The following is a 24944-nucleotide window of genomic DNA, read 5'->3' on the forward strand; positions in this document are numbered from 1 at the left end:
TTGGTTCTTTTTATGTATTAAGGGGCGAGGACGTTCTCCAGGCGGTCACGAAGTCAGCGGCGCGACTGGCCACTTGCTCTGCTGTCATACCTGGTTGGTAAAGCGCGCCGCCAAGGCCGAATCCACTGGCTCCGGCGGCGCGATAGTCGGATATTGCCTGCGGCGTGATTCCACCAACGGGCAGCAGCGGGATCGTCGCGGGGATCACGGCGCGCCACGCTTTCACCACGACGGGAGGGATCGCTTCAGCGGGAAACTGTTTCACCGCATCCGCTCCCTTCGCCAGCGCGCTGAAAGCCTCGCCTGGCGTCGCCGCCCCGGGGAGGCTTATCAATCCCGCGCGCTTTGTCTCTTCAATTAATACCGGATCGGTATGGGGAGAGATAATCAGCTGGCCGCCACTTTGCGCCACGTCATGCAGCTGAGTCACGGTCATCACCGTTCCAGCGCCCACCCAACAGTCCGAAGGTAAAATACGACGCAGACGTGAAATACTCAGCAAGGGTTCAGGCGAATTAAGCGGGACTTCGATGATGCGGAATCCCTGTTCATACAGGGCGGCTCCGACGGCTTCAACCTGTTCGGGCGGTATACCGCGCAGAATGGCAATCAGACCGGTTTGACGTAGCGTGGTGATAAAATCCATAGTCAGTTCCTGGTGTTGGTCGAGAAAAAGGTCAACGGGAAATCAGGCCACAAGACTGGCGTAACGCGCTACCTGCCACATTCCCTGTTCCGCCGCACCGGGAGCGATATACACCGGATTGCGGCATTCAAAAATCGCCATGGCGCGCTGGTAGCGCTGACACAACGGCTGCGAACCAATTAAGGTGATGTCGGTATCGGCGGAGATCCCATCCAGCGCGATGGCAAGCTCATTGCCCAGCAGGAGACCCGAGAGATAGTCCGGCTGTTGTTGCGGCGATAGCTGCTGACAAAGGAGCCGGGTGCGTACCGAAAAGAGAGAGCCGAGCAAATTGCCTGGCTGCTGGCGGGCGACGCGGATGCCTTCAGCAAAAGCCTGCCAGTCAGGAGCTTCAGGGGGCTGCATCGTCAGCCCCAGTATCGAATGGTGGCGCAGCACATCGTAAAGTTCCCCCGACATAAACGTACGCAGGCGGTCAATTTTCTCCTGCGTGACGCTCACCCATTTTGAATGTGTACCGGGCAGGGCAATCAGCGATTCTCTGCCGCTGGCCTGAACATCACGCAGGCGTTCATCACCCGCGATTGCGCCGAACACCTGGGTTTCTTCTCCACGCATCACTTCCGGCAAAAGGTTCGTTTGCTGAACGCCTGGAATGATATAGAAGCAGCGCTGGTCATCGACATCGACGCGGGTTAACTGCTCCGCCAACTGACGAGCATCGCAGGGCGCAGGCAAATAGGGCGCGGGCTGCCAGCCCTGGGCGCTGCCAATCATGCCGCTGGCAATAACCGGACAGGCGGGATCGGCTGCCAGCCAGTCTGCGCAGGCCAGGTCGAAGGCCAGACGAAAGCTCATCAGCCGATTGGGCGCGTCGGGTAATTTCATGATGCCGTGGGGAAGTTCCCGCCGTGCAGTCACGGTACCGTTTGCGGCTAAGCGGTAGGCGCGTAGCGCGCTGGTTCCCCAATCCAGGGCGATCAATGCAGTCATATCAGGATCCTTTTGCATGCGTAGAGACGAAGGGATAAATCAGAGAGGTTCGATGTGCCACCCAGCCCAGCTCTGCGGAAATGTCCTCAGCGTAACGTTTTACGATGCCGCTGAGCTCCTGCATGCGTTCATCCGGCATGTAGGGGGCGATGCTGGCGACGGAAATAGCGGCGACAACATGATTTCCGGCATCCCGAATCGGTGCCGCCACGCAGCGGATGGCGAGCTCGTTCTCTTCCAGATCCAGGGTGTAACCGCGCTCAGCGTAATGGTGCATGCTGCGAATAAAGGAACCGGCGTCCGCGCCGGGATTATGCAGTCGATAAAAGTGCTGCCATTCCGCCATCGTCGCGCCGAGCATCAGCGCTTTGCCAATGCCAGTCGAAAACAGCGGCATACGGTGCCCAACGCGCGAGCGCATCTCCAGCCCGCGGGTACCGGGAATTTTATCGATATACAACACGTCGCCTTGCTCGCGAATACCGAGATGGACGGTGTCCTGAGTGAGCTGAGCCAGCGCTTCGAGCAGTGGGCGGGCAGCGATGCGTAGCGGATAACCAGCAAGCGATGCGCCGCCCAGCTCAATCAGTCTTGGCCCGAGAAAATAGCCCCGGCTGGAAATTTGTCGCAAATATCGTTGAGCGACCAGGGCGCTGATCAGACGATGCGTTGTACTGCGCGGTGCGGAAATGTGCTGACTGATTGCGCGTAAATCATGATGTCCTGCGGCAACCGCTTCGATGGCAGCCAGTCCGCGCAGTAACGTTTGTACACCGTTCACAGTCGAAGGAGAGGAGGTCATGATAATTTCCGCCAGGTCGCTTATTTGATGGCGGTATATTTCCATAGTCAATTAACTGGAAATATGAATTCGCTCACACAATACCACATTATAAACTCGTGTTTCATATATAGGGATTATTAGGCTGAATAAAGCGATAGTAATCACAATTGAGGTTCAGGGTGAAATATATATTTTGGACTGTCGGTGATGCGTATTGAGTAGCTTCTCGTTCAGGCGAATGGCTGATTATTAATGGGCATCGCGCGCCGCATTAACTTCATCGTGAATTCACACCATAAGGGAAAAATTATGTCAGGATTTAATTTCGTTAATCCGGTTAATTTCTATTTTGGCCAGGGGAAACTGGCACAGGCGGGAACAATTACCGCGCAATACGGCAAAAAGGCGCTGATCATTGCTTCAGATAGTGCGAAGCCTACGGGGCAGCTGGCGGCGTTGGTTGATGTATTGACGCAGGCGGGCGTGACGTCCGTCTGTTTTGACCGTTTCATGCAGAACCCGCTTTCAACCCTTGTCGATGAAGGGGCTGCGTTCGCCCGTGAACAGCAATGCGATGTGATTGTCGGCATTGGCGGGGGAAGCGCGATGGATATGGCAAAAGGCATTGCCTTTATGGCCTGTAATAGCGGAGGAATTTGGGACTATGTATTTGGACAAACTCCGGCTGATTCGGCGCTACCGGTAGTGTTAATTCCGACTACCGCAGGCACGGGCAGCGAAGCGAATAAAACGGCGGTATTTACGAATCCACAAACCAATGACAAAAAAGGGCTGGTGAATCCGCTGATTTATCCGAAGGCGGCAATTATTGATCCTTTATTAATGCTGACGTTACCCCGGCGCGTTATTGCCGGTCCGGGAGCAGATGTCCTGTTTCATTCGTTGGAGTCATTTATTTCGAAAAATGCCCATCCGATGAGTGAAATGCTTTCATTACAGGCGCTTGAGCTGATTGGCAAATATTTACCGCAGGTTTATGACGATGCCACCAATATTGAGGCGTGGGAAAAAGTCACTTTTGCCAGTTCGCTGGCGGGTATGGCGATTGATTGTGCCGGGACGACATTGCCCCATGCGTTGCAGCACCCGATGGGCGGGTTGCTTGATGTCGTACATGCTGAAGGCATTGCCGCCATTTACATGGCCTTTATGGAATTCACCTGGCAAAGCGCGCCGCAAAAATTCGCCGCTATCGCCAAAGCGCTTGGCGTGAATACCCTCAATATGACCGAAGAAGAAGCGGCGAGAAGCAGTATTGATGCGGTGCGTTCGCTGCTGGGCTACGTCAATATGCTGCCGTCGCTCAGCTCTCTGGGCGTTAAAGAGGAACATTTCGACTGGTTTATTGGCAATGCCACTACCACGATGCGTGTCGTGCTTGCGAATAATCCCCGCGTGCCTGACGCCGATGAGATTCGCGCCATTTATCAGCAAAGCCTCTAAACCCACGTCACCGCCTCAGGAGCAAGCTTATGATTATTATCATCGACAGCGGTTCAACCCAGACCCGGCTCTATTTGTTACGCGATGAGGAGATCGTTGCTGAACATCTCCTCGCTGTTGGCGTTAACTCCGGGAAGGCCCGTTCTCAGGGGGATTTCAGAGACGCCATTGCCGCAGGGATAAGTGAACTGCTGCACGCTAACCAATTGACGACTGGTGATGTGCGTTTTGCGATTGCCTCGGGAATGATCACCTCTAACCTCGGGCTGCTGGAGATACCGCATATCACCGCTCCGGTGAGCCTTGAGCAGCTTGTCTCCCGGGTGGTGAAGGTTAAAGATCCCGCAATACTGCCTCTGGATTTGGAGATCCGTTTTGTCCCTGGTATCAAAAATGCGCAGGCGGATCGTAGCTGGTCCAGCCTGCGGGATATCGACCTGATGCGCGGGGAAGAGACTCAGGCCGTAGGGCTGATGACGTCGATTTACAGGAACCTGCCGCTGACGATGATCGAACTGGGTTCAACAACCAAGCTTATCCACATTGACGCGCAGGGAAGAATCGCCGGCAGTATTACCAGTCTGAGCGGGCAGGTTTATGCGGCGGTGAAAAAAGAGACGTTTATTGGCGCCAGTATGCTGGAAGAAGAGGATGACGATTTTTTCTCGGCGGACATCCTGCAATATGCCTGTGATAGCGTGCATCATGCGGGCCTTCTGCGTACGCTGCTGTTTACGCGTTTTATCGAGTTCTCGTTGCCGTGCACCGCAGTCGAAAGAACATTTTTTTGTCAGGCGGCGCTGGCGGCGGATGACATGAAACTTTTTGATGAGGCCGAGCGTTTAGGCTTTTCTCTGCAAGGCGACATTGTGCTGACAGGCAAGCGGCAGCGCTGCGAAATGTATCGTTCTTTGTGGCGCAGCCGATATGGACTTGAGAACCCGGTCCATTTTATCTGTGATAAAGACGAGATCGCCCAACTGGCGATCAAAGGGGCAGGGTATATTGCCCGTCAGATGACGTAACGCACCAGATAACAAAGCCTCGCAGGCTACGCGGGGCTTTGTGGTTTTTCACTGTTTCGCATACAGCACATAAGGACCGGATGTGTAAGAGATAACAATGATTTTATTGGGCAATTTCCTCAAGCCTGCAGGCACATCCAGGTCATCCTCAGGCCGCAGGCCATTCAGGCGCTTCGCGAAGTATGTCGCGGCCTTCTGGAGGATGGTCAGTTCATCAGCCTGCTCAGCGAGTTGAAGTCAGACGTTAAACCGTGATTTTGGTATTATGTCATTGATATATATTGCTTTGTTTGTTGGATTGTCTTAAATGTACTCATTGTTGTACTCATTGTTGTACTCATTGTTGTACTCATTGTTGTACTCATTGTTGTACTCATTTTGGAGTTGGCTTGCTTTCGTAATGTGAAGGTCGTATGTTCGACTCCATTATCGGTACCATTTCAAACTCTTGCCAAGTCTGAACGGCGGGGTAATGTCTGGGATTCACACGGCCTGCATTGATCAAATCACGCCCGTATCAGGCATGAAGAATACCCGGCAACCCTCATGTGCCGGGAAATGGATTGCAAGAATTCATTCCGGCAATAAAAGTTATCGCTATATCCTGAAATGAAATATAAGGTTATTGGCCGTGATTTCTCATGGTAGTAATTGCAGTAAAATAATCATTGTATACATTGTAAAAGCAGGATGGAATTTTAAAAAACCACTGTTGATGACAACTTCATTTTTTATTCGGTAGACACTTTTTTACACATGTTAATTTCATCAGCAATGCCTTGAATGCTGTGCCCTTGGTTAAAAAGTTCCAGATTTCTCATATTTCGACTGTTGATGACAGGATGGCTTATTTCGGTTGCATTTTGCAGGCTCTTGATAATGTAACCGGATGGGTCTTTTTTAGATAAAAAACTGTGGTTCATCTTAAGAAAACGGAGCGGTAAATCAAATATATAGATAAAGTGACATTTTTTATTGATGTCATGATGCAGAAATGTAGTATCTGAAAAACTGTCAACATCGATAATAATAACATCACCTTTATTAATAAAAACAGTCTTTATAATATCTGTAATGCTTTTAAATAACACGGGGTAAACACACAATCCCCCCTCGCGTAAAACGGTAGTGAGTCCGAATGAAAAAAAATGGTCTCGGGAGATTATCATTACGCTCATAATATTTCCTTTTTTCTTTCATGCCTTTGTCATTATTTTAGCGATAGGCATAAATATGCTGAGACAAATCCGCATTAAAAACGTTTACTGTAACGATATGGGGGAAGGGCTGAATCTTACTTTTTAATTGTAGTTTTTGCTTAAAATTATGCTCGCTATTTTTTAAAGGAATAGCTACAAGTAATAATACCAACCCCACTTAGCAATGAGAAAAATAATAATGTTGGCCATCGATTATCCTGTGGACTCTTTTCTTTATTTAATTTTGAAACACGATAGTTGCCGTTGCGATCGACAAATATTTCATACGTCCGTGCATATCGGGTACCACGCTTTTTGATGGCGCTGGCCTGAAGAGGGGTTATCTGATCTTCTTTCTCATACTTTTTATCTGCGGACCTGAATTTAGCATAGTAGCGGTTTACTTTTTTATAGGAGCGTCGGTGAATCGCCACGGATAATCTAGACACTTCCGAGCTGTTGATAATACTGCTTTTCGTATTCTGTCGGTAACATCTGATCGCTTGAACTATGCCGACGCTTACTGTTATAAAACATTTCGATGTAATCAAAAATATCGCTACGGGCTTCTTCACGCGTTCCGTAGATCTATTTCTTTATCCGTTCGCGTTTCAGTAGCTGGAAAAAGCTCTCTGCAACCGCGTTATCATGACAGTTACCGCGACGGCTCATGCTACCTTCCAGCCCGTGTGACTTCAGGAACGACTGCCACTCATGACTTGTGTATTGACTGCCCTGGTCTGAGTGAACCAGCACCTGTTTTTGGGGATTACGTCGCCATACAGCCATCAGCAGTGCGTTCAGAACAATATCTTTTGTCATCCGGGGTCGCATTGACCAGCCGATAACTTTGCGCGAGAACAGGTCAACAACTACGGCCAGATACAGCCAGCCTTCGTGGGTTCGGATGTAAGTTATGTCCATTACCCAACGTTCATCCGGTGCTTCCGGGTTGAACTGCCGCTGGAGTCTGTTGGGTGTCACGATACTGGCTTCACCTTTACGCGCTCATGGGGGTCGATACCCGACCTGAGCCTTTATCCCGGCACGCTTCATCAGTCGCCAGACTCTGTTCACTCCGCACTGTTGCCCGCTGTCCCGCAGGTCCAGATGGATCTTGCGATAGCCATAAACACAACCGGACTCCAGCCAGAACTGTTTGATCTGTCCCGTCAGTCTCAGATCTGCCTGGTGGCGCTGAGAATGCGGCTGCTGAAGTCAGGCGTAAAAACCACTGGAATGAACATCCAGCACCCTACAGAGCAGACGAATAGGCCAGCAACAGGAGCTGTCACGGATAAAGGCGTACCTCAGTCGGACAGCTTTGCGAAGTACGCGGCTTTTTTAAATATGTCCCGTTCGTCAGTAACCCGCTTCAGCTCCTTCTGGAGTCGGCGGATCTCGGCCTGAGCATCTGACTGCTCTTTGTTGGTGGATGAGTCCGGCCCCTACTTCTTTATCCAGGCATAAAGACTGTGGGTAGTGATATCGAGACGTGTTGCAACACTGGAAACAGAATAGCCACGATCAACAACCTGTTTAACTGCTTCAATTTTAAACTCTTCAGGATAACGCTTACTGCTCATGTGCACCTCTCTTTAAGCCATTTCAAATGACTCCGAGGTGTCTGTTAAACCTGTGGTGATTCAGACCTCTTGATTTGGGGTACATGGAAAATGGGCGTAGCAAGCCTCAGCTAGATAACTAACCGTAATAAAGGGCTTTTCTGCGTGCAATGTAAGGCAAGGGTAACCAGGCAGGTTGCAAGAAAGATAATCGTTTTGATAGATCAGTTTCTCGATATTGATCGTTAGTGCCGATCGGTAAGAAGTGCGGGAACGTTAGACTCACCTCTGTTGCTCCATCATGATGATGGGGCTGTTGGCCCTAGAATCTATCTGTCTATTAGCATCGGCATGACAAATACCATGTGTTGTCAAAACAAAAGACAACAGAAAAATACATATGTATAAAAACAAGTATGGTTTTATTCTGTCACTTCAATACTTCCTTTCGCCTAAGATTGCCCGTAATAATTCCCCATGCAGTACTATTACTGCGATATAACAACATGAATTATATCGTAATGATGGATGCTTGCCTCTACTGGTTCCTGTAAGGATCATGACTCCATACAACATCATTTTTAATTTTCTCCAGTTCAAAAAATCTACATACGTCACAAATAAATTTACATTTGATAATGTATAGTTGTCATATGACAAGTTGATTATCATTCTGTGTAGACAAGGAGAACTGTTATGACGGATTCAATTCCATCAGGTTACAAGCCGCTGACATGTGACACGCTGCCGGGTTATCTCTCATCCAGACTGACCCCTTCATGCGAACCGGGAGGGTTACCTGAAGAGTGGAAAGTTTCAGAAGTGGGGGACGGAAACCTGAACATGGTGTTTATCGTTGAAGGGACGCATAAAACCATCATTGTAAAACAAGCTTTGCCTTGGCTTCGTGCAGGAGGCGAAGGATGGCCTTTATCTCTGAGCCGAGCAGGCTTTGAGTACAACGTTTTATGTCAAGAAGCAAAATACGCGGGTCACTCACTGATTCCGCAGGTCTATTTTTACGACCCGGAAATGGCACTGTTTGCCATGGAGTATCTGACGCCTCACGTAATTCTGCGTAAGGAACTGATTAACGGTAAAAAATTCCCTAAGCTAGCAGAAGATATCGGCAGTTTTTTAGCTCAGACTCTCTTTAATACGTCTGACATTGGCATGTCAGCAGAACAGAAAAAAGCGCTTACTGCCGAGTTCGCGTTGAATCATGAGCTGTGCAAAATTACGGAAGATCTGATCTTCACAGAGCCCTATTACAACGCTGAACGGAATAACTGGACTTCTCCTGAACTGGACGATGCCGTCCATAAGGCCTGGGCTGATGTAGAGATGATCCAGGTTGCCATGCGTTATAAGTACAAATTTATGACAGAAGCGCAGGCATTGTTACATGGTGACCTTCATTCAGGGTCAATCATGGTGACCGACACGGATACCAAAGTGATAGATCCAGAATTCGGTTTCATGGGTCCAATGGCGTTTGATATCGGCAATTATATTGGCAACATTCTGCTGGCGTTCTTCTCACGCCCTGGGTGGGATGCGAATGAGCAACGTCGCGCTGACTATCAGGAATGGCTGCTTCAGCAGATTGTCCAAACCTGGTCCGTTTTCACCCGGGAGTTCCGTCAACTTTGGGACAACAAAACACAGGGCGACGCGTGGCCGACAGAAATGTATCAACAGAACAGGGCCGCTCTTGAGGACGCACAGGATCAGTTTTTTGCCACCCTACTTGAAGATTCCCTGGTGAATGCCGGCATGGAAATGAATCGCCGGATCATTGGTTTTGCTGGCGTTGCCGAGCTGAAACAGATTGAAAATACAGAGCTTCGCGCAGAATGTGAACGACGCGCTTTGACCATGGCGCGCGATCTTATCGTCAATGCCCGCCAGTTTAAAAATATGGACTCCGTCATCCAGTCTGCGAAGGTTAAGTAAGAGGTCATTATGAATATTAAAGGTAAACACTACCGTACGGTCTGGGTTTCCGGGGATGGAAAAGCGGTAGAAATCATCGATCAGACTAAGTTGCCTTTTAAGTTCGAGGTGGTGGCGCTTACCTCTGCGGAAATGGCCGCTACGGCTATTCAGGAGATGTGGGTTCGTGGCGCTCCGCTTATTGGTGTCGTTGCAGCCTATGGTATCGCGCTGGGAATGAATCACGATGCCAGTGACATGGGTCTGCAGCGTTACTATGACCTTCTTATCAAAACCCGACCAACGGCAATTAACCTCAAATGGGCTCTCGACAGGATGATAGCCACACTGAAGAATCTCTGTATATCAGAGCGCAAGGATGTGGCCTGGGCGCTGGCGGCAGAAATTGCCGAGGAAGATGTCGCGTTGTGTGAACAAATTGGATTACATGGCGCAGAACTCATTCGCGAAATAGCCCAGAAAAAACCGGCAGGCAGTGTGGTAAATATCCTGACGCACTGCAACGCAGGATGGCTGGCGACCGTAGATTGGGGCACGGCACTTTCCCCCATCTATAAAGCGCATGAAAACGGAATTTCCGTTCATGTCTGGGTGGATGAAACGCGGCCACGCAATCAGGGAGGGCTCACGGCATTTGAACTGGGATCACATGGCATTCCTCACACCCTGATTGCCGACAATGCGGGAGGTCACCTGATGCAGCACGGCGACGTTGATCTTTGTATTGTCGGGACCGATCGAACAACGGCCAAAGGAGATGTCTGTAATAAAATAGGCACCTATCTTAAAGCGCTGGCCGCCCATGATAACCATGTGCCCTTTTACGTCGCTTTACCTTCACCCACCATTGACTGGACTATTGAAGACGGAAAAACCATTCCGATTGAACAACGTGACGGAAAGGAACAGTCCCATGTCTACGGGATAAACCCTCATGGAGAGTTGAGCTGGGTGAATATTGCCCCTGAAGGAACACGTTGCGGAAACTATGCTTTCGACGTCACGCCTGCCAAATATATCACCGGCCTCATTACTGAACGGGGAGTCTGTGCCGCCAGTGAGTCAGCGCTGTCGGGGATGTTTGCTGACCTTAAGAGTAACTCACTCTAGCGACGGCCAGTGCTGTTAAGGAGCAAGAATGGAAAGGATCAAATTAGCAGAAAATATCATTTCCACTTGTCGGGAAATGAATGCGTCAGGTCTTAATCAAGGAACATCAGGTAATGTGAGTGCCAGATATACCGGTGGCATGTTGATTACGCCGAGTGGGATCGCTTATTCAAAGATGACGCCGGACATGATTGTCTTTGTAGACGATAAGGGAGTACCTGACGCGGGTAAAATACCATCAAGTGAATGGTTATTTCATCTGTCGTGTTATAAAGCCAGACCAGAATTGAATGCTGTCATACATACGCATGCGGTGAATTCCACGGCGGTGGCAATACATAATCATTCAATTCCGGCCATTCATTATATGGTGGCGGTATCGGGGACGGATCATATTCCCTGTATTCCCTATTATACCTTTGGCAGCCCTGAACTGGCCGACGGTGTATCTAAAGGGATCAGAGAAAGTAAGTCCTTGCTGATGCAGCACCACGGTATGCTGGCCATGGACGTCACGCTGGAAAAGACGTTGTGGTTGGCGGGTGAAACCGAGACGCTGGCTGATTTATACATCAAATGTGGCGGATTACATCACGATGTTCCCGTTCTGTCTGAAGCCGAAATGACCATCGTTCTTGAAAAATTCAAAACGTATGGTTTGAAAGCGTAATTACAGCTTTATTTTAATTAATAACATATAGCAGCCATTCGCGGAATGGCTGCTATCCCCTCTGTCCACAACGATTGATTATAACTACCACAAGGAGTTATTTATGTTTATCGTGGAATCGTATGCTGTCGCCATAATAATGTGTTTTATTACCATGATTTGCTGGGGTTCATGGGCGAATACAACCAAACTTGTCAGCAATAAAAAATGGGAGTTTCCTCTATTCTATTGGGATTACTCAATTGGATTATTGCTGTGTTCTTTGTTATTTGCCTTCTCGCTGGGTTCTATGGGCGAAGCCGGTCGTAGCTTTATACCTGATATTCAGCAGGCGAGCAGTAGTAGTCTGATGTCGGCAATACTGGCAGGGATTATTTTCAATATTTCCAATATCCTTCTGGTAGCTTCTATTAATCTTGCCGGTATGGCGGTAGCTTTTCCTGTGGGTGTGGGGCTGGCACTGGCTCTGGGTGTAATCACTACCTATATCGGCAACCCGCAGGGCGATCCGCTCATTCTGTTCCTCGGTGTCGCCTGTGTTGTGATCGCCATTATTTTTACCGCGATAGCCTATGGTCGTGTCACGCAGGAGGCGGATAAATCCCGTCGTAATAAAGGTCTCATCACTGCCATTCTGGCGGGTATCATCATGGGATGGTTTTTCCGCTTCCTGGCTGACTCCATGTCTGACAATTTCAGTCAGCCTGCCAGCGGTCTGATGACGCCGTACTCAGCACTTGTCCTGTTTGCCGTGGGGCTGTTTTTGTCGAACTTTGTCCTTAACACGCTGGTCATGAAAAAGCCTATTTCAGGAGAACCGGTCAACGGGAAAATGTATTTTTCCGGGAGTTTACGGGATCATGTTTGCGGCTGGCTGGGCGGTATGATTTGGTGTGTCGGTCTTGCATTCAGTCTGATTGCGTCTGGTCAGGCGGGTTATGCCATTTCCTACGGTCTGGGACAGGGTGCCACGATGATTGCCGTGATCTGGGGGGTCTTCATCTGGAGAGAATTTGCCAGTGCGCCAGCCGGAACCAATAAACTGCTGCTGACCATGTTTATTTCATACATTGTGGGTATTGTTCTTATTATCGCCGCTAATCAATAAAATCCTGCCCCATATCCACATGGGGCAGTTGTTCATTCTTTTAGTGTGGTAATTCACACGCCAGCAAAAACTCTGCCGTTCCTTCATCAACAATCAGGTCCGTGACATATCCTCCCAGCAGGGCACCCAACGTTGCGTCATAGCCTCTTTCCCCACCAGCAAGAAAGATCTTCCGTTCAATCTGCCTTAACTGAGCCAGACTGATTCCCAGAATACGCTGGTCAACATCAGCCACGACGGGCATCCCTTCCTTGTCATAGAAGCGGCCACAAATGACACCTACTGCGCCTAAATCCCGATACGTCTGCATTTCCTTCTTATTCAGCACGCCCACCCGAATCAGGGGATTTTCATCAAGCGCGTTACCCACGACAAAAAAGGCTTTCGTACAGCGAGTCAGAACGTCAAAATTCGATCGAATAATAGGCTCTGCCTGTAATTCCATGGCCAGTCTGGCACTTGATACCACGGCAGGAACATGAAGCGAAGCGACGCGGCCTGAAAGCTTGTAAGCGATTTGCGATGAGGATTCAATAATCGTCAGGTCTGGTTGAGAGGGCATGGAACCGAGCATCTGAATAACGGTGACATTTTTACATGACTTCGGCGTCATGGTTTTGCTCATCTGATGGATTGTTCTTCCCCAGGCAACCCCCAGCACATCACCATTCTCAATTACCTGATTCAGATACATGCCACCGGCACGTGAAAGACGAGTACGCATCAGCTTTGTATCATCACGTTTTCCGGCATGTTCGCCATCAGGCACGATGATCACTCTCTGGAGATTGAATTTATCGCGAATTTGCAAAGCTGCGTCGATAGATCCAAAGACATTCACATCCAGGTTGATATGAACCAGTCCATTTTCCCTGGCTGTTTGCAGGTATTTGACAACCGTGACGCGGGACACCCCCATGATAGATGCAACTTCAGTCTGGCTTTTGCCTTCCTGATAGTACAGCCATGTTGCATGAAGTACGGGATCATCATTGAACAGGCTGCTGTTTGTTTGATCTCTATCCACTTTTGTATACCTGTATTAAACCGGGGAAATGCTTATCTTAACCCTGTTTACCCGGAGAGTTGATGCAGATTGCCAGTGGCATGATTTTATACAGATATTTTATTCTTTTACATGAAATAAACCAGCATACCATTTGAGCGATCGCCCTCTGTTCCCCCATACTGTAAAGCCGGAGACATGCTCCGGCTTTACAGTATTACTGAGAGTACACCCTTCCAGCATAATCAACGGTTCAATATCGCTCCTTTTAGATCGCCAGCGATTCGTCACCGTGTAGACAGTTGCCGTCACTCACTAAATTATGGGGGACAGTGAACGACAGGTTGGCTCACTGGTCAGAACCCGATTATAAAACTAAGCTGGCGAGCAGAATAAAAATCAGCCCACTGATGGATAAGAGTGTGGACATCAGCGTCCAGGATAACAGCGTTTCTTTGGTGGTCAGGCCAAAAAAGTCTTTAATCATCCAGAAACTGGCATCGTTAACGTGAGAACAAATACAGGATCCGGCGCCGGTAGCCAGCGTAATCAAGGCCAGGTTGGTATTGGGATGTACTGCCAACAATGGGATGACCAGACCGGCGGTAGAGATCGCCGCGACGGTGGCTGAACCCAGACAAATACGCAGGAATGCGGCCACGCCCCAGGCCATCAGGATCGGGTTAATATCCATACCCGAAACCAGGGTAGAAATATACTGACCAACGCCAGAGTCGATGAGAACTTGCTTGAATGCACCACCACCACCGATAATCAGCAGCAGACCGGCAATACCCGCGATAGCTTTTCCGCAAGAATCCATCAGGTCAGGGATTGTTTTCCCGCGCCCCAGGCCCATGGTATAGATCGCGAACAGCAGTGAAATCAGCATGGCGATCGTCGAATTACCTAAGAACAGTATCACGTTGTAGAATAAGCCTGAATCTGCGGCACTTTTGGCATGAGTCATCTGGATTATGGTGACAACCGCCATCAGGATCACCGGCAGCATTGCCGTGAGAAAACTGATTCCAAAGCCAGGCATTTCGCTTTCGCTGAATCGGCGGGTCGCGCCGAGAGAGGCTATATTCCCCTCTTTTTTAAAGGCGTCCGGAATAATGCGCTGGCAGAATTTATTCAATACCGGGCCGCAAAGAATAAAGGTTGGAATGCCGACTATGATACCGTATATCAGTACCAATCCTACATCAGCACCATATTCTCTGGCGATAACTGTCGGGCCGGGGTGCGGCGGCAAAAAACCGTGTGCGACCAGCAAACCGGAAAGCATCGGCACACACATAAACATCGGCGATATTTTTGCTTCACGGGCAATAGCGAATAAAATAGGTACCAGAAGAATTAAACCGACTTCGAAAAAAAGTGCGATACCGACAATAAACGCCGAACAGACCACTGCCCAGTCAAGTTTATTTTTCCCGAAGTAATTCAGCATGGTCAGCGCTATTCGCTGCGCACCACCCGCATCGGCCAGCAAGCGACCGAGCATAACACCGAAGCCAAATATCAAACCAATATGGCCCAGCGTACCGCCAAGTCCGGATTCGACTGAGGTGACAACTTTACTCAAATCCATACCACTGGCGATGGCGACAGCAATCGAGACAATAATTAACGAAACAAACGTATTAAGCTTAATTTTTATGGTTAAAAGCAGGAGTAAAGCAATCCCTGCCACAACGATAATTAGTGGCATAACGTCCTCTCATAACAGGGTAGCGACCCATCATTATCCGACTGAGCAAATAACGAATGATGCATAGCCGGATAATTCAGGTGTCTGGATGTTTTTATTTATGCTTTCAGTTTTTATTCATAAAATCGCGCAAAGCCGCGCCAATTTTGTTTACATCATAAATACAACCGGTCCATGTCCCGCCACTCACGGCCTGAAGCATTGCCCATAGCCGGGTATCATCTGGCAATTCAGGATCGGGAAGTAAATCCTGATGGCTGGGTCTGGCATTTAATATTGCAGTTGCCTCCTCCTGTGAAGGTAATTGTTCATCGCTACGGGTTCCGAGGAAATTGACTTCGCCGTGAAGCTCGCGACAATCAATTTTAATTTCAATGATATCCCCGGTGCGTAATTTACCGATGGGGCCTCCGGCCAGCGCTTCTGGCCCCACATGGCCGATGCACGCGCCAGTAGAAACGCCCGAGAAACGTGCATCGGTGATTAACGAAACATGCTTACCGTATGACAGATGCTTCAGGGCACTGGTAACCTGGTAGGTTTCTTCCATCCCGGTACCGGAAGGTCCTACGCCGATAATGACCAGAATATCGCCCGCCTTGATCTTGTCATGCTTGATATCGTAAATCGCACTTTTCTCGGACAGATAAACCTTCGCCACACCTTTATGGTAATAGATACCTTGATCATCAATCATCGAGGGGTCAATGGCGGTGGATTTGATCACCGAACCTTCTGGCGCAATATTGCCCACCGGGAAGGTGATAGTTGAGGTTAATCCGCGCGCTTTTGCTTGCTGCGGAGACATGATCACTTCGTCAGCGTTGATTTGTTCCTGATCGAGCAGGAGTTGTTTGAACTGCTGACGCCGTTCGGAGTGCTCCCACCAGTCGAGGTTTTCTTTCAGCGTGCTGCCGGTAACCGTCATAACGTCTTCATGCAACAATCCGAGGCTGCGCAGATGTAACATTACTTCCGGCACACCTCCTGCCATAAAGGCATTGACCGTTGGATGATAAACCGGGCCATTAGGCAGTACGCTCACCAGTCGAGGCACGCGCTTGTTGATGCGGATCCAGTCATCAACGGTCGGGATATGGCAACCTGCCTGGTGAGCAATTGCCGGGATGTGTAACAGCAGGTTTGTTGAACCACCGAACGCGGCATGGACCGTCATCGCATTCTCTATCGCTTTATCGGTGAGAATTTCCCGGGTGGTGATGCCTTTTTGACACAGGTTCAGCGCAGCTCGCGCGGAAGCTCTGGCGATCTCCTGCCACACAGGCTCGCCGGAAGGGGCCAGGGCTGAATGCGGGATTGCCAGCCCCAATCCTTCGGCCACCACCTGAGATGTCCCGGCAGTGCCCAAAAATTGACAGCCGCCGCCGGAAGAGGCACAGGCTTTACAGCCCGCACGGCGTGCGTCCTGTAGAGATAATTCGCCATTGGCGAAGCGTGCGCCAATGGTTTGCACCTTGCCGTTGTCTTCTCCATCCTTTGCGGGCAGCGTCGCGCCACCGGGGACCAGCACGGTTGCGATGTTGTGCTGCGCGGCGAGTGCCATCATGGTGGCCGGAAGCCCCTTGTCGCAACTCGCCACACCAATAACTGCTTTCGCGTCGGGCAGAGAGCGAATAAGGCGGCGCATCACCATCGAGGCGTCATTTCGGTATGGTAGTGAATCAAACATCCCCGTTGTACCCTGAGTACGCCCGTCACAAGGATCGGAGACATACACGGCATAGGGCAGGGCATGGTTTGCTTTAATAACCTCGGCCGCCGCTTTCATCTGGATATCCAGTTCGTAATGCCCTTGGTGCAGCGCTAGCGCAACGGGTTTACCGTCTGCACCGCGTAAGCCACCGAGTGTACTGAGCAGTAAAATACCGTCCCGATCCAGCTCGTCCGGAGACCAGCCCATTCCGGCATTCATGGTCATACCGAACAGATCCCCGCTCGGGCGGTTGATAAGCATCTCTGCGGTTAATGGCAGTTCGCCATCCGGGCCATCGGCGTGCGTTCTGACGGTGTAGATATCGTGGCTCTCGTCAGCAAAAATATTGCGAACAGACATGAGTTTCTCCTCAGACTGGTAAAATGCCCTGCGCGGTAAGTAGCGCGTGGACTTTATCTTTTGCTTCTTCTGATGCTTCAAGAATCGGTGGTAAGCAATACGTCTCTACAGGCAGCCCGACACACTGCATGCTGTATTTGATCAGTGAGACAAACGGTGTTTCCAGGGCGTAAATAGCGGGCAGTTGTAGTAGTTTTTTATTCAGCGTCGCGGCGGTAGTCAGATCGCCTTCACGCCAGGCGCGGTAGATGCCGACGGAGAGTTCCGGAGCAAAGTTAGCGCTGGCGGTTATCGCACCGTCGCCGCCCAGCAGCATTGTATTCAGCAAATGGTCATCATAACCGCAGAATACCGAAAACGACGGGCGTACCGACTTAACTGTGTTGATCATCGTACGCAAGTGACCAACGCTGTCGATGGTGTCTTTGATGCCAACGATATTCTCGTTTTGCAGAGCCAGCCGCGTCACGGTCTCCGGGGTTAAGTCCTGACCCGTCAGATCAGGAAAGTTGTACAGGATCACCGGCAGGGTGACACTACGGGCGATCTGCTGGTAATAGTCGTCAAGATTGCGTGGTGCGACTTTCCAGTAGTAGGGGTTGATAGCGACGATACCATCAGCACCGCAGGCTTGTGCATGCTGCGCAAGTTTGACCGCTTCGTCAGTGGAGGGCGAACCGACGCCAATCAATACCGGCACTCGCCCACCCACAACTGCCACGGCTTCTTCGGCGAGCGCCATGCGCTGGGCTGTATTCATCTGGCTAAATTCACCACCGGTACCCAGGTAAAACAGTCCGTCGACCCCTTTATTAATCAGGAAGTCGGCAACTTCGCGCATTGCCTTTTTATCAAGGGTTCCGTCACGATGAAACGTGCTGGATACCGGTGGAATAATGCCGCGGAATTTTTTCATTACCTCAGTTTCCTTTTCGTAAATGCTCATTTTCGTTTCTGTATCCCAGCCCATATGATATTTGCCCGGCGCATTTCCGGAGCAATTCCAGATAGCTGTCTATCTTATTTCCTGAATAAACTACTGGATCGCCAGAAAGTGAGATTGCATAGTTAACCCTGTTATACATATTGAATACCGGCATACTTAAACATACCGCACCATAGGTTGATTCTTCGTTGTCTATGGCCCACCCCCGAAGCCGTGTTTTTTGTAATTCTTCCAGAAACAACTTTTTATCGGTAAATGTATTGCACGTATGCGGGGTTAACGTGAGTGCCTCTAAAAAATAATCCAGTTCTTCTCGTGTCTTCCAGGCTAATAACGCCTTACCTAATGCAGTAATATGCAATTCAAGTTTTTTGCCAATCCAGCTTTTGCTCGTCGGTACCGAGTCCGGACTTTCGATCTTGTCGAGATAGATAGCCGAAATGCTCTCCATCGCCCCTAGATGACAAACCAGTCCACTTTTCAGCGACAACTCCTGCATTGGCCGCTTAGTCACCTCAAATATATTTTGACGGTGTAACGCCTGACAACCCAATTCGTAGTTTTTTATTCCCAGTGAATAGTAGCCGTTTTTGTTTTTAATTAAGAAACCACACTCCACCATTACATTCAATAAATTAAGCAGGCTGCTTTTGGGGTACTGGAATTTATTTAATAACTCCATATAACTTGCCATGCCAACCCATGCAATGTGGGTTAATATTTTTTCAGCACGGACTAATGAATTACACCCTTTGCGAACCATAATGGCTCCTCCTTGCTCATGGAATAAATGGTATCGGCATTACATAGTGGAAAATATGCTTTGTTCAGCATGCTGAACCGTAATGAAGTGATTAAATGTGATCTTGTCCGCAGTTTGAATAATGAATCTAGAACAGCCACATTTAGTGAATGAGAATAAAAAGTAGATGGAGTGTTGTTGCAACATCGTAGCGCGTGGATTGCGCATAGGGCTTCTTTATTCGTTCGAGCGCATCGCCAATATTTTCTATCGGGTACCATTGATTGTTTTTACTTGAAATCCCTCTCGAACGAACTTGCTTATCACTTTATTGAATGAGGTAAAAACAACTGACATCCGGCTCGCTGATAACGCAGTGCAATAGTCTCTGATAACCCGCTGTCACTAATGATCGTTTTAATACATGATAGTGTTGCTACAGCATGAGGCTCAACGGCATCAAATTTTGAGTGATCGGCCATGAGAATAACTTCACGCGAGCGTTGAATAATCCGTGTTTTCACCCCGACCTCAAACATGGTGGCATTGGTGATCCCCGTTTCCAACGATAGCGCATCGCAGGAGATATACGCGCGTTCTACGGAAAACGCATTGATCATCTCCAGCGCCAGACTCTCTCCTACCGAAAAATAACCCGGGCGAATCAGTCCTCCGATGATGTAACTTTCCACATGGGGAAAACAGCCCAGCTCATTGGCGATTTTAATGTCGTTGCAGATGACCTTTACCCGCGCATCGGCCAGGCATTTCGCCAGTTCGAGGCAGGTTGACCCGGAGTCGAGAAAAAAGCAGTCGCCATCTTTGATCATTGTTCGGGCAAGGGCGGCTATTTCTCTCTTCGCCACAGATTGCAATGTGCGTTTCACGTCGAAGACGTACTCTTTGTCGTCTGTACTGTCGTCGAAGTCGAGACAACCGTGACCGCGGATCATGCCTGGATACTGGTTGGCGATATACTGGAAATCACGACGAACAGTCGCTTCCGCATAGCCAAAAAGCTCCATGGCCTGCTGTGTGGAGAGATGGCGATGTTGCCACAGGTAGTGCAGCATCTGTTTGATACGGTCAGGTCTCTGTTGGCTCATCAGAAACAATCTCCTCTTACAGGGTGGCGAATTGGGCTAAGGTCGCGCGATAGTCAGATGAAGAGAACAGGGTGCGTCCAATCACCATATGCTGCGCTCCAGCTGCAGCCAGTTGCTGTGCTTCCGCCAGCGTAATTCCACCGTCGGCCCAGCACTCGGTCTGAGGAAAAACCGTGCGTACTTTTTGGATTTTCTCGCACATGGAGGGAATAAACCGCTGTCCTTGCCCATCGGGCTCACTGGTCATCACCATCACCCCGTCCAGCTCAGACGTCAGATATCGCCAGGCGTCGATCGGGGTTGCCGGATTAAATGCCAGCCCGGCTCGTGCGCCGGTATGGTGGATCTCTGCTAATGTTTCCGAGGGATAGTCAAGCGTTTCTGCATGAACGAAGATCCACGCGGGTCTAATTTCAGCCAGCGCGTTAAACCAGAGCTGTGGCCGGGCAACCATGAAATGAAAGGAAAGTGGATGAGGCGTCTGTCTGGCAACAGCCTGCACCGTTTTCATCCCAAACGTAATGTTGTTAATGAAGCTGCTGTCCTCAATATCCAGATGCAGGGACCCAAAATCCAGGTTGTCTAATGCCGTCAACTCACGACCATAATGCAGAGGATTTGCGCTGGCGAGAGAAGGGTGCAGGATCATGAGCGCCTCCGTTAACCTGATACCAGCGCAAAAAGTGCATCGTCGGTGCTGGCATTTCGCACTGCCGCTAACCGTTGTGGCGAATCAATAAACTGGCTGATGCGCTGAATGGTCAAAATATGTGCGTTGGCATCCGTGGCGCTGACGCAGAGAAGTAGCCAGACGGGGTCGCACTCCTCGTTACCAAAGGCGACCGGGGTGCGTAACGTGGTAATGCTGACCTGATTATAGTTTGCGCCTTGCTCTGGTCGGGCGTGAGGCAACGCGACACCCGGGGCTATCAAATAATAAGGCCCCCAGTTAAGGGTATTTTCGATGATCCCATCAACGTAGGCGGGTTGCGCGGCACCATAGGTTACCAGCGGGCGGGTGGCGATTTCCACGGCCTGACGCCAGTCTGTGGCTTCACGTTGTGCCTGTACCCATTTAATATCGTTAATCATCCGTCGTTGACTCCATGCCGATTCTGGTTAATCTGGTAGCGATCCCCGTCGATACTTTTGACGAAGGCGGCAGGGATCGCAGAAGGGTTATTGCTCTCTGCCGGGGATAAGCGCTCTGCTTATCCCCATCTTATCGGCGTATATGATGCACTTTCTCCATAAACTGACTGACTCGCGCCTGGTCAACGAAATTGGCAAAAACGCCGTCCTTTTTAAAGGTGGTTGCGGTCACACAGCCATCGGCGATACTGAGTTGTTCCTCCACGTTTTCCAGGCAGACGCCCGTGTTGGCCAACACGACGGTGTCAGGCACCGTTTCTTTAACCCGTTTTAATAGCGCACTGTCGGTACGCGTCCCGGCGGTCAGGCCAGAAACACAGAGCGCATCAGGATGGTTGTTAAATACCGTCGATTTAGCAATAGAACAGATATCGCGATTGCCCAGATACACGGCGGCCTCAGGGACGATATTGAACAAGGTTTTCACTTCGCCTGCACCAATCCGGTGTTGATGACGGATGGTCTCACCGACGTTAGTGTCCCAGACGCCAAAGTCGCTGGCATAGGCTCCGGTAAATATCTCGCGGATAAACTTAGCGCCGGTAGCCATCGCCAGGTCGAATGAGGCGACCGGATCCCACAGTACATTCACGCCAAACGGGATGCGGATATCGTTCATCAATTGCCCGATGACTCGCGCCATTGCCGCAGTCGTTTCCGGACGCACCTTCGTGAGATAGGGAAGGCTAAACTCGTTGGAGAACATGACTGCATCTACTCCACCATTTTGGAGCGCCATCAGATCGTCCCAGGCTTTGTCGATAACCCAGTTCATCCCCAGTTGCGCATCAAAACTCGGGTCGCCGGGCAATGCACGTAGATGGCACATGGCGATGACCGCTTTTTCCGTCCCAATAACCTCTTTCAGCCAACTCATTGAAAGTACTCCTTATTCCGATAGTTCACGTTTACGTAAGAACAGCACGACGCTGGCGACAATACCGACCGCCACGACAACGCCAATAATGCCAAGCGACATCAGTTCAGAAATCGACCAACCGAACATATTGCCCACGGACAACGCCGAGATTTGCGCACTTTCACTGGCAAAGCTGAAACCGCCTTTTAGCGCCATTTCAGTGAAGTAAGGCGCGAACTGGGTAGCGATCAGAAGGACGGTAATCATCACGATGACCCCGCTTATCAACGTCCTGATCAGGTCTCCGCGGTGGATAACCGTAGCCATACATATAAAGAACGGCGCTACCGGCAGGTCTGCGAGGGGTAACACTTTGTTGCCCGGTAAAATGCTGGCCAGAATCAACATAATGGGTATCAGTAGCAGACCGACAGCAATGGTGGTTGGATGCCCCAGCGTCACAGCGGTATCCAGACCGATATACACTTCACGTCCTTTGAAATACTTTTGGAAGAACCTTCTTGCGCCGTCGGAGATGGGCATTAACCCCTCAACAATCAGGCGGATCATGCGCGGGAACAGCACCATGATTGCCGCAACGGTTATCATCAGACTGGCGCAACCTTTAAAGCCTTCGCCAGCTGCGAGGCCAAAAATCAGACCGAGCACTACGCCGATGATCACCGGATCGCCGACCATGCCATAGCGTTTCTGGATCTCCTGAGCATCGATATTGCGTCCCTTCATGAAAGGGATTTTTTCATAGATAGCATCAAGTAGAACGAAAAGCGGTACTGAACTGGAACCGTAGCCTTGCGGTATCGAAATACCTTCCAGCCCGACGATGTTCTGTACCCGTTTCGCCGTCCAGTCGGCCATTTTTAACGATAGCGCCGCATGGCAGATTGCCCCCAACACACCATAAATCAGGCTGCCGGTCATAAGCTGGACCACCGTACCCGTAATGGCGTAGTGCCAGTAATTGTAAATATCGACGTTCATCGTTTTGGTCAGACGGGTGACCAGCATGGCGACATTGAGAAGAAAAATAACCGGGATAATCATGGCGCCAATGGCTGTCGCATAACCAACGCCGGAGGCGGGGCCTGCGCCAACGTCAAAGACATGAAGAGTCAGGCCGAAGCGTTCAATCATCACTTTGATAGGAGGGCTGAGGCTGTCGATCGCCATGACGATCACCAATCCCATACCGACAAAACCGATCCCGACCGTTACCCCTGCCTTAATCGCCTGCAGCCAGGGGATGCGGAAGATAAGGCCAATCACGATCATGATGATAGGGACGAAAACGGTACCGCCGAGAGACAGGATGTAATCAAACATAATGCCTCCTTTTATTGGGTTAACAGAGCCTTGATTTGTTGTTTTAATGCGTCGTCGTTGATCCCTGTGAGCAGGGCGGCACCATTAAGCGTAGGGATGCCGTAGTCACTGTTGGTTCGCATGGAGGTTACAATAAGGTCCATGCCGTTACAGTTAAGTGGGATCTCATTCAGACAGCACTGGGCGGTGGTGGCTGCAATACCCTGTTCAGTCAGGTACTCTTGCAGCTTGTGTGCAATCATGGTTGAAGTCGACATGCCGGTACCGCATGCCACAAGGATCTTTTTCATAATGGATGTGCCTCTTGTGTAGCGCCTGAATCAGGCTCAACGGGGAAATGTGCTGCTGGCATGCCTGCCAGAGCGGTCAATAGGCGGATGCAGTCAGCCAAATCACGCAGACTGGCAACTTCCGCCGGAGAATGGGTATAGCGACAAGGAATAGAGAGACTGGCGCAGGGAATACCATCCTGCTCAACCTGGATATAACCGGTTTCTGTTATCACGCCGGGAGCCACTTCTCGCTGCACCGGAATGTTGTGTTCAAGAGCCGTCTGTTCCAACATCCGTATCAGGCGTGGAGGCGTGATTAATCCTGCCAGCGTTCCCCGGCCATGGTAGTTCAGGCAGGTGATCCCAACGCCCTGATTAATCCTGACCTCGGAATAATCGTGTAAATCAGGGGTGTCACACGATGGCGTGATATCAATACCAATCGCCAGGTCAGGTTTTACACGGCGTAATACGGGAACAATGCCGCGGATATTAAATTCTTCCTGTACGGAAGCCACCAGATAAACGGCGATATCAAGTTCTGCAGCACTGATAGCATCCGCTACACCGAGCAGGGCAGTACAGCCCAGACGATCGTCTAGTGCTTTACTGCACACCAGATCGTTTGCCAGGAGTTGGGGCGGGTTATACAGAGTGACAGGCGTACCGACCTGAATGCCCATCCGTATGGCGTCATCTTTGTCTTTGGCACCAATATCAATCCACAGTTTGTCTACGGAAGGTGACTGCGTACGCTCGTCGCCTTTGGCAAAGTGGTATGACTTAATACCGATACATCCCATCACCGGGCCTTTGTCCCCGGCGAGGGTGACGACGGAACCAGCCATAGTGACTTGCGCAGGACCGCCTACGCGTTCAAAGCGTAAAAATCCAGACGGCTCTATTTTGCGCACCATAAAACCGACCTCATCCATATGCGCAAAAATCATCAGTCGCAGCGCATCGGGTTTATCACTACCGTAGCGTGCGACGATATTCCCAAGCCTGTCTTGCCAGACCTCTTTTGCATGACGCCTGAATTCGCGCAGCATGACGTCAGCGACTGCGTTTTCGTGTCCTGAAATCGCATTATGCTGCAAAAGCGAGAACAGGGTTTCCTGCACAGAAAATGACATAGCTATCTCCGTAGAACGTAAAACAATCACTCGTTGAGCGTTTTATAGGCGCTCACTGGTCGAATAATTG

At 50.0% G+C, this 24944-nt stretch carries 22 protein-coding genes and 1 pseudogene; 6 read left to right on the forward strand and 17 right to left on the reverse strand.

Annotation, left to right across the window (positions count from 1 at the left end; all coding sequences use genetic code 11):
• Positions 1-10 precede the first annotated feature (10 nt).
• From OGV52_RS19940 to OGV52_RS19950, 3 genes are read right to left on the reverse strand one after another with little or no spacing between them, the layout of a single operon-like run.
• Complete coding sequence (locus tag OGV52_RS19940; protein ID WP_047497939.1) at positions 11-646, reverse strand: 2-dehydro-3-deoxy-6-phosphogalactonate aldolase; 636 nt, start codon at positions 644-646, stop codon at positions 11-13.
• 42 nt (positions 647-688) lie between these two features.
• On the reverse strand, positions 689-1639 hold the full coding sequence (locus OGV52_RS19945; RefSeq protein WP_131346136.1) for a 2-dehydro-3-deoxygalactonokinase: 951 nt from the start codon (positions 1637-1639) through the stop codon (positions 689-691).
• A gap of 1 nt (position 1640) precedes the next feature.
• A complete protein-coding gene (locus OGV52_RS19950; protein ID WP_016153306.1) occupies positions 1641-2441 on the reverse strand; it encodes an IclR family transcriptional regulator in 801 nt (266 codons plus the stop codon).
• Between the two features lie 291 nt (positions 2442-2732).
• Between OGV52_RS19950 and OGV52_RS19955 the strand changes: the two genes are divergently transcribed.
• Positions 2733-3887 carry an iron-containing alcohol dehydrogenase gene (locus OGV52_RS19955; RefSeq protein ID WP_047499097.1) on the forward strand — a complete coding sequence of 385 codons (1155 nt, stop codon included), beginning with the start codon at positions 2733-2735 and terminating at the stop codon, positions 3885-3887.
• Positions 3888-3916: 29 nt separating this feature from the next.
• Positions 3917-4912 carry a 2-dehydro-3-deoxygalactonokinase gene (locus OGV52_RS19960; protein ID WP_200012611.1) on the forward strand — a complete coding sequence of 332 codons (996 nt, stop codon included), beginning with the start codon at positions 3917-3919 and terminating at the stop codon, positions 4910-4912.
• Between the two features lie 731 nt (positions 4913-5643).
• On the opposite strand, the gene OGV52_RS19965 is transcribed toward OGV52_RS19960, so the two are convergent.
• Positions 5644-6090, reverse strand: coding sequence for a hypothetical protein (locus tag OGV52_RS19965; RefSeq protein ID WP_047497950.1), 447 nt, complete (start codon positions 6088-6090; stop codon positions 5644-5646).
• A 462-nt stretch (positions 6091-6552) separates the two neighbouring features.
• A pseudogene (locus OGV52_RS19970) lies at positions 6553-7697 on the reverse strand (IS3 family transposase).
• Between the two features lie 675 nt (positions 7698-8372).
• Here OGV52_RS19970 and mtnK point away from each other — a divergent pair.
• The 4 genes from mtnK to OGV52_RS19990 all read left to right on the forward strand — a co-directional run bounded on the left by mtnK (position 8373) and on the right by OGV52_RS19990 (position 12520).
• Positions 8373-9632, forward strand: a complete 1260-nt coding sequence (gene mtnK / locus OGV52_RS19975; RefSeq protein ID WP_049282230.1) for an S-methyl-5-thioribose kinase — start codon at positions 8373-8375, stop codon at positions 9630-9632.
• Between the two features lie 9 nt (positions 9633-9641).
• Complete coding sequence (mtnA, locus tag OGV52_RS19980) at positions 9642-10742, forward strand: S-methyl-5-thioribose-1-phosphate isomerase (RefSeq protein ID WP_141875247.1); 1101 nt, start codon at positions 9642-9644, stop codon at positions 10740-10742.
• 28 nt (positions 10743-10770) lie between these two features.
• Positions 10771-11412, forward strand: a complete 642-nt coding sequence (locus OGV52_RS19985) for an L-fuculose-phosphate aldolase (protein ID WP_287109032.1) — start codon at positions 10771-10773, stop codon at positions 11410-11412.
• 103 nt (positions 11413-11515) lie between these two features.
• Positions 11516-12520: a GRP family sugar transporter gene (locus OGV52_RS19990; RefSeq protein ID WP_141875245.1), complete on the forward strand. Its 1005-nt coding sequence runs from the start codon at positions 11516-11518 to the stop codon at positions 12518-12520.
• A gap of 40 nt (positions 12521-12560) precedes the next feature.
• On the opposite strand, the gene OGV52_RS19995 is transcribed toward OGV52_RS19990, so the two are convergent.
• The 12 genes from OGV52_RS19995 to OGV52_RS20050 all read right to left on the reverse strand — a co-directional run bounded on the left by OGV52_RS19995 (position 12561) and on the right by OGV52_RS20050 (position 24874).
• On the reverse strand, positions 12561-13547 hold the full coding sequence (locus tag OGV52_RS19995; RefSeq protein ID WP_047497966.1) for a sugar-binding transcriptional regulator: 987 nt from the start codon (positions 13545-13547) through the stop codon (positions 12561-12563).
• 346 nt (positions 13548-13893) lie between these two features.
• Entirely contained in the window at positions 13894-15243 is a 1350-nt protein-coding gene (locus OGV52_RS20000) for a GntP family permease (RefSeq protein WP_001128363.1), read from the reverse strand.
• A gap of 106 nt (positions 15244-15349) precedes the next feature.
• Positions 15350-17317: a xylonate dehydratase YjhG gene (gene yjhG / locus OGV52_RS20005; protein ID WP_141875244.1), complete on the reverse strand. Its 1968-nt coding sequence runs from the start codon at positions 17315-17317 to the stop codon at positions 15350-15352.
• Between the two features lie 10 nt (positions 17318-17327).
• Positions 17328-18233, reverse strand: a complete 906-nt coding sequence (locus OGV52_RS20010) for a dihydrodipicolinate synthase family protein (protein WP_047499100.1) — start codon at positions 18231-18233, stop codon at positions 17328-17330.
• Between the two features lie 4 nt (positions 18234-18237).
• Positions 18238-19026, reverse strand: a complete 789-nt coding sequence (locus tag OGV52_RS20015) for an IclR family transcriptional regulator (RefSeq protein WP_047497972.1) — start codon at positions 19024-19026, stop codon at positions 18238-18240.
• 302 nt (positions 19027-19328) lie between these two features.
• Positions 19329-20111, reverse strand: a complete 783-nt coding sequence (locus tag OGV52_RS20020; RefSeq protein ID WP_047497975.1) for a DeoR/GlpR family DNA-binding transcription regulator — start codon at positions 20109-20111, stop codon at positions 19329-19331.
• A gap of 16 nt (positions 20112-20127) precedes the next feature.
• On the reverse strand, positions 20128-20760 hold the full coding sequence (locus OGV52_RS20025) for a ribulose-phosphate 3 epimerase family protein (protein ID WP_287109040.1): 633 nt from the start codon (positions 20758-20760) through the stop codon (positions 20128-20130).
• Positions 20761-20771: 11 nt separating this feature from the next.
• A complete protein-coding gene (gene sgcA, locus OGV52_RS20030) occupies positions 20772-21203 on the reverse strand; it encodes an SgcA family PTS sugar transporter subunit IIA (RefSeq protein WP_047497980.1) in 432 nt (143 codons plus the stop codon).
• A 130-nt stretch (positions 21204-21333) separates the two neighbouring features.
• The gene (sgcQ, locus tag OGV52_RS20035) at positions 21334-22140 is read right to left on the reverse strand and encodes a BtpA family protein SgcQ (protein WP_287109041.1); all 807 of its coding nucleotides are present in this window, start codon (positions 22138-22140) and stop codon (positions 21334-21336) included.
• Between the two features lie 12 nt (positions 22141-22152).
• Positions 22153-23466: a PTS sugar transporter subunit IIC SgcC gene (gene sgcC, locus OGV52_RS20040; protein WP_141875242.1), complete on the reverse strand. Its 1314-nt coding sequence runs from the start codon at positions 23464-23466 to the stop codon at positions 22153-22155.
• 11 nt (positions 23467-23477) lie between these two features.
• A complete protein-coding gene (sgcB, locus tag OGV52_RS20045) occupies positions 23478-23756 on the reverse strand; it encodes a PTS sugar transporter subunit IIB SgcB (RefSeq protein WP_047497989.1) in 279 nt (92 codons plus the stop codon).
• On the reverse strand, positions 23753-24874 hold the full coding sequence (locus tag OGV52_RS20050; protein WP_049282219.1) for a M42 family metallopeptidase: 1122 nt from the start codon (positions 24872-24874) through the stop codon (positions 23753-23755). Before OGV52_RS20050 ends, sgcB begins: the two co-directional genes overlap by 4 nt.
• Positions 24875-24944: the final 70 nt, after the last annotated feature.

The organism is Citrobacter sp. Cb041 (assembly GCF_030336655.1).
Classification (GTDB): Bacteria; Pseudomonadota; Gammaproteobacteria; order Enterobacterales; family Enterobacteriaceae; genus Citrobacter; species Citrobacter braakii.